Consider the following 13,421-nt stretch of genomic DNA (forward strand, 5'->3'; position numbering starts at 1 on the left):
AAGCCCTTTTCGGCGTTGAACCACTTCACAGTGCCGGTCACCATGTCATTTCTCCTTCGGAAACGGTCTTCGAGATCCGCCCTGCGCTGATCTCGTGTCGCCGTAATGATCTGCCCGTCGGGAAATGAACCTTCTGGCAACCACAACTGCAACTGTTACGACAGTAGCACGGAAGGGTCGTCCCTGCGGGGAGAATCGCCCCGCTCGCCTGCCGGAAACCGAATATTTTCCCTGCTCCGCGCCGGTTTTTCGCTGGGGTCGGAGAAAAAAATTCATCACGCCGGACGTGGCGCCGCTGCCCGGCGTCTCCCGTGGCGACGCCATGACCTGCCCGGAGGGGGCGGGACGGAGAAGCCGGTTTCCCGCCGCCGACGGGACGCCGGCGGGCCGGCGCCGGGCGGCGGCCCGCTCAGCTCGCCGGGAAGCCCTGCTCCGCCGGCAGCCCCGCGGCGGACAGGAGCGCTGCGGCGGTCTGCTCGGTCGCATCCGGCGGCACCACCAGCAGATCCCGGCGTCCCTGGCCGGAAGCCATCAGGACGATGGTGCTCGGTGCGTGCGCCGAGGTGGTCCTGTGCAGCCGTACGACGTGGTTGCGGACGAGCAGGCGGCCCGGTGCCCCGGTCCACAGCGCGCTGTTCACCAGGACGCTGTCGATCCGGCCCCAGGACTCCGGCAGATCGGAGAGCAGCTGCGGGAGTTCCGCCAGGAGGTCGAAGGTGTGCGGCCACCACGCCCCGTCGATGCGGCGTGGCACGGTGCTCGGGGGCGCGACGTACAGCCGGGGCAGGGGACGGGTGGGCGGCGGGGGCCGCAATGCGCTGTTCATGAGGTGTCCTGTGTTCCTGAGGGGTCCCGGTTCCTGAAGAGTCCCGCCGCGCGGTACGGCGCGGTGGTCGCCGGCACGGGCGTGGTGTGTCCGCGGCAGCGGGACACGCACGGCTCCGCACGCCGTGCCCGCCGTGCCCGGGTACCCGGCCTGCGCCGAAGATGCCCCTTTCGCGCTTTTTGCTGCTCCATCGTCTTCTGCTGATCCGTCGTCTTCCGCGGCTTCGCGGTGCTCGGGGCCTCACGGTCCCGGTCACGGCTCACGGCGCCCGGTCACGGCTCACGGCACGGGCAGGCGCAGGGCGAGCAGGGCGATGTCGTCGGTGCTGCCGGGAGGCATCCGGGCCGACAGCCGGTCGCACAGGGTCTCCAGCGGTTCGTGGGCGAGCGCGAGGGCATGGCGGCGCAGCCGGCCGAGCCCGGTGTCCAGGTCGCCGCCGGGGATCTCGAACAGCCCGTCGGTGTAGAGCAGGAGCGTGGACCCCGGTGGCAGGGCGTGGGCGGCGTTCGGCCGCTGCTCGGCGCCGTCCGGATGGGCTCCGAGGAGAAGCCCCTGACCGGCCTCGAGGTACTGCGCGTTCCCGTCCGGGGTCAGCAGCAGGGGCGGCGGATGTCCGGCACTGGTCCAGCGCAGGGTCCACGGGCCGTTGTCCGGGCCCTCCAGCCGGGCGAGGACGAGGGTGGCCATCGACACGGTCGTGATGGCGTGCAGGGCATGGTCGAGGCGGTCCACGACGGCACCCGTCGGACCGGTGTGGTCCCAGGCGAGGGAGCGCAGCACCCCGCGCAACTGCGCCATGCCGGCCGCGGCGGTCAGATCGTGGCCCACGACGTCGCCGATGACCAGGGCGAGTGCGCCGTCCCGCAGCGTGAACGCGTCGTACCAGTCGCCGCCGACCTGCGAGCCGGCCGGAGCGGGCCGGTAGCGGGCGGCCAGCTGGACCCGGCCGTGCCGGGGCAGCGGGGAGAGGAGGTTGTTCTGCATGGCCTCGGCGACGGCACGCTGGCGGCCGAACCGGCGGGCGTTGTCGATGACCGGACCGACCCGGCGGCCGATGTCGCTCACCAGGTCCAGATCGTCGCTGTCGAAGGGACGGGCCGGGTCGGTGCGCACCAGGGTCAGGGCGCCCGTGACCTGCCGTCCGGCGCCCAGCGGCACCGTGAGGGCGGACACCGCGCCGGTCGCCGCGAGGAAGGCGCCGTGGACGGCGGCCAGGGGGGAGTCGAGCGGTGCGTCCATGTCCGTCCGGTCCTGGAGGACGGAGCCGCCTCCGTGCAGCACCCGGACCAGGGGCGAGCGGGACGCGCTCCCGGCCGGGGGCAGATGGCCGTGCCAGTCCTCCTGCCCGGCGGCACGGCCCTCGGGGCCGGTCACCGCCACCCGGTGCACCTGATCGGGGTCGACCCGGAGGTCCACCGCGGCCCAGTCGGCCAGGCGGGGGACCAGAAGCCGGCCCAACCGGGCGACGGCCTCGTCCACCTCCAGGGTCTGGCCGAGCACGCCGGTGATCGCCGCGACGAGGGTCAGCCGCTCGGTGAGCCCCTCCAGCGCGCTCGTACGGGCGGCTCGCTCCGCCTGCTTTGTACTTTCCGCCTGCTTTGTGCGTTCCGGCCGTTCCGCGTGTCCTTGGCGGGGGCCGTGGTCCTTCGTGTTCTCGGCGATCAGGACGACCATGCCCCGAAGGACGTCGCCGTCCGTCAGGGGCGAGACCGACCAGGAGATCGGGACCGGCCAACCGTCCCCCCGCAGGAACCTGTCGTCGTCCCCGCGCGCCGGACGTCCCTCGGCCAGCGCCCGCAGCAAGGGGCAGTGCTCCCGTGGGATCCGGGCGCTTTGGGGGTCCCGGTGGCACAGGTCGTGGATGTCCTTCCCGCGCACCGCCGCTGCCCTGCGGCCCAGCAGCCGCTCGGCGGCCGGGTTGATCTCGGTGATCCGCCCCGCCGGGTCCGTCACGGCCACGGCCGTGCCCAGCTGCTCGACGACCTGCTGCCACAGACCCGGTTCCGCAGCCGGCAGCCACCCCTCGTGCTCTTCGCGGGGCCTCACGTTCTCCATCACGCTGCCCTCCTCTCGCGGGTCTCACGGGTCTTGTGGATCCTGCGTATCCCGCTACGGGTCCTACGGATCTCGCCACGGGGCTCATGGGTCTCGCGGGCCTCACGGACCTCATGGACCTCACAGGAGTCATGGAACGCTCCGTCACCGGACCCCGGCTCTCGCCGCGGGCATCAGGCGTGCCCGGTGGGGCCGGGGAGCGCCGGGAGGTGGTCGTGGGCTGCGAAAGCGCCGTTCCGGGGCGCGGGGACCCGGGTGCCGCACTGCTTCGACCCGGATGCTTCGTTGCTTCGTCCGCCGGAGTCCTGCCGGGGGAGGGGCGGAAACGGGCACGGACCTCACCTGCCTGTCGGGCCCGGCAGACCGTCGGCCGCCGGTGGCAGTGAGAGGGGCGGCTGCCGGCGAGGGCATCAGGACTCCTGGCGGACCCCTTGCGCCCTCGGGCCCCACGCTACTCGCTCCCGCCGCCTGTCCGCGCTGCCGGCGACGGCCGTACGCCCGGGAGCGAATCGTGATCTTTGCGGCAATCCGCGTGGCGCACGGCTTCCCGCTGCGAGAAGTCGGCAGCGTACGGGGGCGAAAAACTGCCGTGCACCGCAGAAGCGGGCACGGTCCGGCCGATGACACGATGCGCGCATGAGCGGTGCAGAGGATGTGATCTGCCGTCTGCCGGGGAAGCGCCTTCCGTGGTTCCTCGTCGGGCTCGGCGCGGTCGGGGCGGGTGTCGCCGTCGCGCGCCTGGCACGGCCGGGCTCGCCCCTGGACGTGTGGCCGGTCGTGGGCCTCGCGCTCGTGCCCGTGGGCCTCATGGCGCTCCACTGGGTCACGGTGTGCGTGAGAGGCGACGCGTACGGCCTGCACTGCCGGACGCTGCTGCGTCGCCGGAGCGTGCCGTGGAGCGACGTCGCCGATCTGCGCGTGCACCGGTACGAGACCCGGCGCGGCACGCTCCGGTACGTCAGTGTGCTGCTGCGCGACGGACGCAGGCGGCGGCTGCCCCTGCCGCGCAGCGGCTCGTCCTCGGACGCGGACTTCGACGCGAAGCTGGACGCACTGCGCGCGCTGCTCCACCGCCACGGAGCTCCGGAGTCGGACCACCTCCCCGTCATCACGAGGGACAGCGCCGGGCACGGGAGCCGGGTTCGGCCGCTGGCCCTGTGCGTGCTGCTGCTCGTGGGCGCGGGTGCGTTCGCGTGGAGCGTACCGGGCGTCGCGGCGGAGGAACGGGCGTGGAGGTCGGCCGTTCCGTGCGCCGCCGAGGCGTCCGCCGCAAAGCGGGGCGAGGACGGCCGGGAGCTCGGGGGAGACTGTCTGAGCACCCTGCCGGCCGTGATCGAGCGGACCGACGCCGGCAGGGCCCCCAGGGAGAAAAGCTGGCTGTACTTCGCCGGGGGCAGGCCGCTGGAGCGGGTCGATGTCTCGCGGGAGGCGGCCCTGGAGTTCCGGCCCGGCGACCGTGTGGAGGTGACCGTCTGGCGCGGTGATGTGTGGAAGGTCGCCGGTGAACGCCATGTGTGGCGCGCCTCCCCCGCCTCGGCCGGGGGCCAGGCCGTCGCCGCGGCCGTGCTCGCTCTGTCCGCGGGATACCCCGCCGCCCTGACCCTGCTGCGCCTGCGCGGGCGCCGGCTGCCCGACGACGAGGTCCTGCCGTCGGCCCTTCCGTTCGTGGGCGTGCTCGTCGTCACCGCTCTGTGGCTGCTGCCGCTCTGCGGCCTCTACCCCACGTCTCTGTTCACGTCCTCCACGGCGGTGGTGTGGGGGGCCGTGGGCTCGTCGGTCACGGTGGTCCTCACCGTCCTGGCCTGGCGGGCCACGCGTATCCGCACACCCGAAGGCGCGGGGACGCCCGAGGACGCCGGGGCGCCCGGGACGAAGGAGGGGGAGGTGTTCCTGGCCGCCCGTTTCCTGGAGCACACCGACTACAACCCGCACGGCTTCGGCACCCACGTCGTCCTCGGCGACGGGGAGCCCGCGGTGGTCCCGCACTCCGGTCCGGGCCGGTTCGCGGCGAGACGGATCCCGGTGGAGCGGCTCACCCTCACGAAGGTACGGCGCGTCCGGGGCGGCGACGACATCGTCCCGAACGACTGGCACGTCGCCGAACTCGACGACGGGGGCAGGCCGGTGCGCCTCGCGGCGGCCCCGGACGACCTGATCCGCATCATCCGCGGGCTGGGTCTTGCCGCACCCGTCGAGTCCTCCCGGACCTGACCGTCTCCCGCCGCACCACGGGCCGCCACCGCCCCTGCCGGAACCCCCGGTGACGGGTGGGACCGGGGTGTGTGAAGGTGAATTCTGCTGAACCGACCGTGGCGACCATGGGGGTGTGATGAGCCGGGTGCTCTACGGGGAACGGTCGTGGAATCCGCTGGCACGGACCGTGGAGCTGACCGAGGAGGGGTTGCGGAGGGGCGGCAGGACCACGCCGCTGGACGAACTGAACCTCGGCGCCATGGCCGAGGCGTTCCAGCGCGGGCGCTGGCTCGGGGGCGGCGGGACGGAACGTCCGCTGGAACACCTGGCGGAGAAGAGCGGGATCGTGCCGGTGACCCGGATCACCGGCACCACCACGCCGGTGCGGGTGCGGCGGGCCGCCGAGTTCGCCCGCGCACTGGGGGAGCTGGCGGTGCGGCAGTGCGGCGGTCCCGGCCAGGTGGCCGCCCTGGCGGAGAGGGCCCGGGCCGAGGGCGTACCGCTGTGGCTCGCACGCCGGTTCGCGCCGGGGCCCGCCGGGCCGATCACCGTCGTCGTGGACCGGCGTCTGGTGCGCGTGGACGTCTGGGGGCCGCAGGCGCCCGTCGTACGGATCCGGGCACCGCACGGCTTCCGCCCGGACACCCCCGGACCGTCCAAGGGGCTGCGGCTGACGGTCGACGGCTTCCCGGCGGAGCTCGAACTGCAGAGGAAGAAACTGCGCAGGTCCAAAAGCTTCGTGGCGGTGCGGCTGCCCGGGCGGCAGTGGGTGCTGCGGCGGCAGGACGCGACGAGCTCGAGGCTGCTGCACAACGAACGGCCCGTCGCCCTGCTGACGCGTCCTCCGCTCCGCACGGAGTTCGCGCCGGGCACGGTCCTGCGGCCGCTGTCCCCCGTGCAGTACGAGAGCTCCGACCCGATGGACGCCGTCATGGCGCAGGTCTTCGCCGTCGCCTTCGGGCTGGGGAACACGACGGGTTCGGCGCGGTTCCGGCCGGAGCCACAGGGGCGCGGGGACGAGCCGGTCGCCGACGACGGCGCCTGGGAACTCCCCTGGTTCACCAACCTCGGTACGAGCAGTGAGGACAACGAACCCGGCGGCGACGACGGCTGGGGCTCGGACGGCGGCGACGGAGGGGACGGCGGTGGCGGCGGTGGCGGCGACGGAGGAGACGGCGGCGGCGACGGCGGTGGGGGCGAATAGCGGCTGAGCCGGCGGCCCGGCCCCGGAGGGCCTGCCCAGGTGCCCACGACCGTGCCGCCCGTGCGCCCCACACCGCTCGTACCGCTCATGCCGTCGCCCGGTGCCGAGGCGGGCCGGGGGCAGCCGGTGCCGCCCCCGGCCCGCAGGCCGGGAGCCCGGCCCCGAAAAGGGGCCGGGCTCCTCGAGCCGCTCGCACCGGGCGGGTGTCACTTCGCCCGGGCCTCCTTGGTGGCCTGCTCGATGCGCTCGCCGATGGTGGCGTCGATGTTCTTCCAGTACTCGAATGCACGGGACAGAACCGGCTCCTGCACCGAGGCGAGGGCACCGGCGACGGTCTTGACGAGGCGGTCGCGCTGGGCGTCGTCGAAGACCTCACGGACCAGCGTGCCCGGCTGCGAGAAGTCGTCGTCCTCGGCGTGCAGGCGGTAGGCGCTGCGCACCATCTCGCCGTCGGCCTCCCAGCCGTCCTCGACCGGTCCGGTCTCGTCGGCGAACGGACGGCCGAAGGAGTTCGGGGCGTACACCGGGGCCTTGCCGGTGTGCTCGAACGTCATGTGGCCGTCGAAGGTGTAGGAGTTGACCTTCACCCTCGGGCGGTTGACCGGCAGCTGGAAGTAGTTGGTGCCGATACGGGCGCGCTGGGCGTCCGCGTAGGCGAAGACGCGGCCGAGCAGCATCTTGTCGGGGGAGACACCGGTGCCCGGGACGAGGTTCGACGGGGCGAAGGCCGCCTGCTCGATCTCGGCGAAGAAGTTCTCCGGGTTCCGGTTCAGGGTCATCCTGCCGACCTTGATCAGCGGGTAGTCCGAGTGCGGCCACACCTTGGTCAGGTCGAACGGGTTGAACCGGTAGTCCTTGGCGTCCGCGTACGGCATGACCTGGACGTAGAGGGTCCAGCTCGGGAACTCGCCGCGCTCGATCGCCTCGAACAGGTCGCGGCGGTGGTACTCCGCGTCGGTGCCCGCGAGGCGCTCGGCCTCCTCGTTCGACATGCACTCGACGCCCTGGTCGGTCTTGAAGTGGTACTTGACCCAGAACTTCTCGCCCTGGGCGTTGATCCACATGTAGGTGTGGGAGCCGTAGCCGTTCATGTGGCGCCAGGTCCTCGGCAGGCCGCGGTCGCCCATGAGGTAGGTCACCTGGTGGGCGGACTCGGGGTTCGAGGTCCAGAAGTCCCACTGCATGGTGTTGTCGCGCAGACCGGTGTGCGGCATGCGCTTCTGGGACCGGATGAAGTGCGGGAACTTCATGGGGTCGCGCACGAAGAAGATCGGCGTGTTGTTGCCGACGATGTCGTAGTTGCCCTCGGAGGTGTAGAACTTCAGGGCGAAACCGCGGACGTCGCGCCAGGTGTCGGGCGAACCCTGCTCACCGGCCACGGTGGAGAACCGGGCGAGCATCTCGGTCCTGGCGCCCTTCTGGAAGAGGGCCGCCTTGGTGTAGCGGGAGACGTCCTCGGTGGTCTCGAAGACACCGAAGGCGCCGGCGCCCTTGGCGTGCGGGTTGCGCTCCGGCACACGCTCGCGGTTGAAGTGCGCGAGGGTCTCGACCAGGTGGACGTCGTGCAGCAGCAGCGGGCCGTTGGTGCCGAGGCTGAGCGAGTTGCGGTTGCTGACAGCCGGTGCGCCGTTCTCCAGCGTGGCCGGGGTGTCGATGGAGTCAGTCAAGACGGTCTCCTTCAAGACGTTCAGGGTCGAAACCCAGGAGCGAGCCCCCGCGGCGGTGACGCGGAAGCTCCGGAGGTCTTGCGGCTGCGAACACAGTGAGCCGCCCGTGGCACGGTGCCGAGGGCGGCACTTCGCAGTCGCAATGGACCGGATCCGATGTGTGCGATGACGTAACCTCGTTTACCGCATCCTATGCTAGACAATATCTAAGTCGGCTGTGGATCCAAAGTAGTACTTCTTTCGGAGTGAGATCCCTCAAACGGGTTGGGGCGGCCTGCCATGAGCGACCTGCTGGAACGTCTGCGGAGACGCGGTTGGCGCATGACCGCGCAACGGCGTGTCGTGGCCGAGGTCCTCGCCGGCGAGCACGTCCATCTGACCGCCGACGAGGTGCATGCGCGCGCCGCCGCGAGGCTTCCGGAGATCTCGCGGGCGACCGTCTACAACACCCTGGGCGAACTGGTCGCCCTCGGTGAGGTCATCGAGGTCACCACGGTCAAGCGCGCCAAGACGTACGACCCGAACGCGCACCGGCACCACCACCACCTGGTCTGCGTCCGCTGCGGCGCGGTGCGGGACGTGTACCCGACGGGCGACCCGGTCTCCGACCTGCCCTCCTCCGAGCGCTTCGGCTTCACCGTCCAGGAGGCCGAGATCACCTACCGGGGGCTCTGCCCCGGCTGCTCGGCCGGCTGAGCCCCGGTCGCCCGGCCGGCCCGGGGCTCGCCACCGGGGCCCGTCGTCCCCCTGTGCACCGGCCCCGTCCCCCGGAGGCCGGAATTCCGCACCCGGGAATTCCGCACACCGGACATCCGCGCTCGGGAGCCCGCCGCACGCCGAAGCCGTACGCCGAAGCCGCACGCCGAAGCCGTACGCCGAAGCGGAAGGACGCCGAAGCGGAAGAAGCGGGAACCGAGTACGGACCTGAGTACCCGCACTCATGTCCCGCGCCACGGCACGCGCCACACTTCATGGCATGACCCGTCCCCTGCCACCGGTCGAGGAACTGCGGATCCTCGACATGGAACTGCGGCATCTCGACGCCCGCCGCGCCCAGCTGCTGGCCCGCCGCGCCCAGCTGATCGCCTTCCTCCGGCAGTCCTCCCGGCCCGCCTCCCCGCCCGTCTTCGGGCCCGCTTCGCCGGTGCCGCGGCAGCCCGAGACCACCGCCCCCCGGGTGCAGAACGTGCTCCTCGTGCTCGGCGGTGTCCTGCTGGCCGTTGCCGCGACCGCGTTCACCCTGGTCAGCTGGGGACACCTGGGGATCGCCGGACGGTCCGTGGTGCTCGCCGCGGTGACCGCGGCGGTGCTCGGCGCCCCCGTGCCCCTGCTCAGGCGCGGGCTGCGCTCGACGGCGGAGACCCTGGCGGGCCTCGGACTGGCGCTGACGGTGCTGGACGCGTACGCGCTGCACGAGGCCGCGCTGACGTCCGTCGACGGCACGGCGTACGCGGCCGTCGCAACGGCCCTCCTGGCCGGGGCGTGGTGGGGATACGGCACGGCACTCGGCTCCCTGCGCCTCCCCTTCCTCGCCGCGCTGGGCGCCGCCCAGCTCCCCCTGCTGCTGGGGGCGGCGGCCGTCGGCGCGGACCCGTACACGGTCGCCGCCGCACTGTTGCTGACGGCCGCGTTCGACACGGTCGTCGCGCTCCGGACGTCCGTGAGGTCCCTGCGCATCGCCGCCGCCGTCGGTGTGTACGGCATGGGCGGCTGGGGCGTGCTGATGGCCGGTGTGCTCTCCTGGGAAGCCACCTGCCCCGGCGCCCTCCGTGCGGCGGCGCTGCTCGCCTGTGCGGCGGCGATCGCGCTGTACGCCGCATGGCGCACCCCGCGGCAGGGCCTCGCCACCGGCGCCGCGACGGCCGGGGGACTGCTCCTGGTCGCGGCGCTCGGCGGCGTCCCGCGCGCACTGCTGCCCGGGGCGTGGACGGTGCCCGTCCATCTGGTCTGCGGGATCGGACTGCTGCTGGTCCTCCGCGGCCCGTTCCCCGAGCATGTGCGGCGCGGTGCGGTCCGGGCGTCGGCCGCCGTCCAGGCCCTGGCGGCGGTCTGGGCGCTGCCCCTGGTCGCCGTGGCGCTGCTGGGGCCGGTCGCCTGGGCGGGCCGGGCCTGGTCCGGGGCGCCGTCGGACCTGCGCGCCGCGGTGACGGTCTGGGCGCCCTGGCCTGCGGACACGGCGGCCAGGACGCTGGTGCTCGTGGGCGTCGCGGCGGTTCTGGCCGGGGCGGCCCGTGCCGCCGCGGCCTGGCGCGACCGGGCCGTGGCCGGTGCCGTGGTCCTGGTCTGGGCGACCGCGCTCGTCCTGCCCGCCGTCCTGCGGCTCCCGTACGCGGCCGGGCTGCTCGTCCAGGGGCTGACGGCCGTGGCGACGCTGGCCGCGGCGGCGTACGCGCGCCGGACGCCGGCGTTCCTCGCCTCCCTCCTCCTCTCCCTGTTCACCGCGGCCGGTCTCGTCCTCCTCTCGCTGGCCTCCCGGGGCGCGACCCTGACCGTGCTCGCCGCGCTGACGGGGATCCTCGCGGGGGCCGCCGCCCACCGGCGTCTGACCCCCGTCTGCGCGAGCGCGTCCCTGGCCGGCGCGGCGATGCTGGCGTGCGCGGTGGGGTCCGCCGCCGAATGGGCGCCCGCGCACACGGCACTGCTGGTCCTGGCCGTCCCGGCCGCCGCGGCCCTGCTCGCGGCACGGGTCCCGCGGGCCGCGGTTCCGGCCGAGGCCACGGGCGCCGCGGCGGGGCTGCTGGCCATCGCGCTGGCCGTCACCGACGCGCCCGTCCTGGCCCTCGTCCTGGCCCTGTGCGGGGTGATCGCCGCGGGCACCGCCGTGCGTGCGGACCGGCGGTGGGCCGGATACGTGGCCGGTGCGCTGTTCGTGCTGGCCGCCTGGGTGCGGCTCGGGGCGTGGGGCGTGGGCACCCCGGAGGCGTACACCCTGCCAGTGACCGTTCCGGCGCTGCTCGTGGGCTTCATACGGCGCCGCCGGGACCCCGCGGCCTCGTCGTGGACGGCCTACGGTCCCGGGCTCTCGGTGACGCTCCTGCCGAGTCTGCTGGCGGCATGGACCGACGCGGACTGGCCGCGTCCCCTGCTGCTCGGCACGGCGGCCCTCGTCCTCACCCTGCTGGGCGCCCGCCACCGGCTCCAGGCCCCGCTCCTCCTCGGCGGGAGCGTGCTCGTACTGGACGTGCTGCACGAACTCGCCCCCTACCTGGTGCAGTTGGCGGGGATGTTCCCCCGCTGGCTGCCTCCCGCGCTCGCCGGGCTGCTGCTGCTCGCCCTGGGGGCGACGTACGAGCAGCGGATCCGGGACGCCCGGCGGATACGGGAGGCACTGGGACGCATGCGCTGAGGCGCGGCCATGGCATCCCCCCCCGGCCATGGCATCCCCCGGTCACCGGCACCCCCCGGCCATGGCATTCGGACGGCGCGCGGCGACGCGCCCGGGGTTCCGGCCGTGGTGCGGCGGAGCCGGGCCCGGCACCTCGGTTTCGGTCATCGTGGGCCTCGCCCCACGTGCCGTCGTCCCCGGACGGCGGCACGTGCGGACCTGGCGCGACCACGGCCCCGAACGGGTGGGTTGCCCCCTGCGTTCGCTCCCGCGTGTACTTCCTGGCTCTTCTTGTGCTTCAGGCCCGGCGGGAAAGGGCTTTCACGTCTCACGGGAGCAGTGGCGGTGAGATGGGTCACAGAGTGTCGTCCTGGCTGATCGACGATCGTCGTCCGGTAAAGACGCAGGTGCTCCCCGGTGAGATCTCGCAGAAGATGATCTCGATTTACCTGCGGGTATGCCGACATATGCGAGGCGGAGCCTAGATTTAACATTCCGCTAATAGAAATTGTGAGGGATTCGCGGATGGCCGAAGTTCGTTGACATGCCGGTGGCTCGGTTTGTAGGTTCCCTGTGATGCTCCGTGAGGGGCGAGCTGGACTAGCTAGGGGGACTAATGAGCCAGCAGCCAACCGAACTGATGGAGTTTCGCATACCGGCTTCCTGTCATGAGGAATCGGTCGCTCCGAATGAGTTGGCCACCAAGCCCGGCATCAGGAACTTACCAGGTCCCACCACGACCTGGCGGATTCTGGTGGTGGAGAACAACGCAGCTGAGGCGGATGCCCTGGTATCCGCGCTGAAGCGCCATGGGCACGAAGTGGAGAGCGTCGCAACGGGGGGTGCCGCTCTCCAGTCGTACGGTGATGCCGATCTTGTGCTGATCGATCTGGAACTTCCCGACCTGGACGGGCTGGAAGTGTGCCGCAGTATCCGGTCGGCGTGCGACATCCCGGTGATCGCCGTCACCGCACGGGGGTCCGAACTCGATCGTGTGCTCGGCCTGCAGGCCGGTGCCGACGACTATCTCGTCAAGCCCTACGGCTTCCGGGAACTGATGGCCCGGATGGAGGCCGTCATGCGCCGCGCCCGCACCTCGGCGCCCACCAGCAGGGTCATCAGTCATGGACCTCTGCGGATCGACGCCGGCTTCCGTGAGGTGACGCTGCACGGACGCGTGATCGACCTGACGCGCAAGGAGTTCGACCTCCTGTACATGCTGGCCTCCAATCCCGACACAGTCATCCCCCGCAAGCAGCTCATCCGCCAGATCTGGGGCGACTCCTGGTCCCGGCGGACAGTTGACACGCATGTCAGCAGTCTTCGCAACAAGTTGGGCGGAAGTGACTGGATCGTCACGGTGCGGGGCGTCGGATTCCGCTTCGGCGGAGTGAGCGGCTGAGCGGGGATCACCGGCGATCCCTCCCAGGACGACGGAGGGAAGAGGGGCACCCCGGAGAGCCTCGGGTTCCAGGAGCCGTTGTCGCACCCCGGTTCAGGGGATGCGATGGGCATTGAGATCCGTAAGAACCGGACGAGGCCTCACGGCAAGAGGAAGCGCACCAGGGAGCGGGAGACACACTCCCGGCTCATGGAGCGGGGTGTGAGCAACCGGGAAGCGTGCCGGACGTCGGGACCGACCGCCGGACCAGCCAGAAGTGGCGCAACGGGCGTCACGTGTACGGAAACCGGAAGGCGCTGCCACCGATCAACGCGGTGGCAGCGCCTTCCGCGCTGTTCCGGCACCTGTGCGAGGACGACCGCATCCACCTCGCCGACCGGCTGCGGGAGAAGGCGACCGTGCGGGCGATCACTGCCAAGCCGGGCCGCGGCCCGTCCACGGCCGACCGGGAGACCCGCCGCAACCGCCACCCGGTCGGCGGCCGGTACCGCCCGGTGAGGGAGCCGCGGCCCCTTGCCGTCCGGGCATCCGGACGTCCGGCGCGGCATTTCCCTGAAGCGGCCTGACCTTCTTCTGAAGTTGCTCGAACACAACCGCAGGACGTTTGCCGAACCTGACTTACTTCTGAAAAGGACTCCCTTGAAGGGGGGGTCAGGCGCGAGTGAGGCTTTGAGGCATGGGCCGATGACACGGGGGAGGTTGTCGTGCGCAAGGTGCTCATCGCCAATCGTGGCGAAATCGCTGTCCGC

At 72.3% G+C, this 13,421-nt stretch carries 9 protein-coding genes; 6 read left to right on the forward strand and 3 right to left on the reverse strand.

The features are described from left to right. Positions 1–409: 409 nt before the first annotated feature. Positions 410–826 (reverse strand): DUF5994 family protein, encoded by a 417-nt coding sequence (locus CCN35_RS08075; RefSeq protein WP_067399008.1) that lies wholly within the window; start codon positions 824–826, stop codon positions 410–412. Positions 827–1,105: 279 nt separating this feature from the next. After that, complete coding sequence (locus CCN35_RS08080) at positions 1,106–2,881, reverse strand: SpoIIE family protein phosphatase (RefSeq protein WP_067399005.1); 1,776 nt, start codon at positions 2,879–2,881, stop codon at positions 1,106–1,108. Positions 2,882–3,517: 636 nt separating this feature from the next. Between CCN35_RS08080 and CCN35_RS08085 the strand changes: the two genes are divergently transcribed. Together CCN35_RS08085 and CCN35_RS08090 are read left to right on the forward strand one after the other, a co-directional pair. Then, positions 3,518–5,092 carry a PH domain-containing protein gene (locus tag CCN35_RS08085; RefSeq protein ID WP_086792010.1) on the forward strand — a complete coding sequence of 525 codons (1,575 nt, stop codon included), beginning with the start codon at positions 3,518–3,520 and terminating at the stop codon, positions 5,090–5,092. 118 nt (positions 5,093–5,210) lie between these two features. Beyond that, positions 5,211–6,278: a hypothetical protein gene (locus tag CCN35_RS08090; protein WP_067399001.1), complete on the forward strand. Its 1,068-nt coding sequence runs from the start codon at positions 5,211–5,213 to the stop codon at positions 6,276–6,278. 206 nt (positions 6,279–6,484) lie between these two features. Here CCN35_RS08090 and CCN35_RS08095 read toward each other — a convergent pair whose 3' ends face one another. Then, positions 6,485–7,945: a catalase gene (locus tag CCN35_RS08095; RefSeq protein WP_086792012.1), complete on the reverse strand. Its 1,461-nt coding sequence runs from the start codon at positions 7,943–7,945 to the stop codon at positions 6,485–6,487. Positions 7,946–8,224: 279 nt separating this feature from the next. Here CCN35_RS08095 and CCN35_RS08100 point away from each other — a divergent pair, with 279 nt between their 5' ends. From CCN35_RS08100 to CCN35_RS08115, 4 genes are all read left to right on the forward strand, one after another. Next, on the forward strand, positions 8,225–8,641 hold the full coding sequence (locus tag CCN35_RS08100) for a Fur family transcriptional regulator (RefSeq protein WP_067398997.1): 417 nt from the start codon (positions 8,225–8,227) through the stop codon (positions 8,639–8,641). 280 nt (positions 8,642–8,921) lie between these two features. Further along, positions 8,922–11,291 carry an SCO7613 C-terminal domain-containing membrane protein gene (locus CCN35_RS08105; protein WP_211285499.1) on the forward strand — a complete coding sequence of 790 codons (2,370 nt, stop codon included), beginning with the start codon at positions 8,922–8,924 and terminating at the stop codon, positions 11,289–11,291. Between the two features lie 595 nt (positions 11,292–11,886). Further along, positions 11,887–12,672 (forward strand): response regulator transcription factor, encoded by a 786-nt coding sequence (locus CCN35_RS08110; protein ID WP_245863066.1) that lies wholly within the window; start codon positions 11,887–11,889, stop codon positions 12,670–12,672. A 314-nt stretch (positions 12,673–12,986) separates the two neighbouring features. Further along, entirely contained in the window at positions 12,987–13,238 is a 252-nt protein-coding gene (locus CCN35_RS08115) for a hypothetical protein (RefSeq protein WP_143631427.1), read from the forward strand. The last annotated feature ends 183 nt before the right edge of the window (positions 13,239–13,421 follow it).

Source organism: Streptomyces thermovulgaris, from assembly GCF_002155915.1.
Classification (GTDB): domain Bacteria; phylum Actinomycetota; class Actinomycetes; order Streptomycetales; family Streptomycetaceae; genus Streptomyces; species Streptomyces thermovulgaris.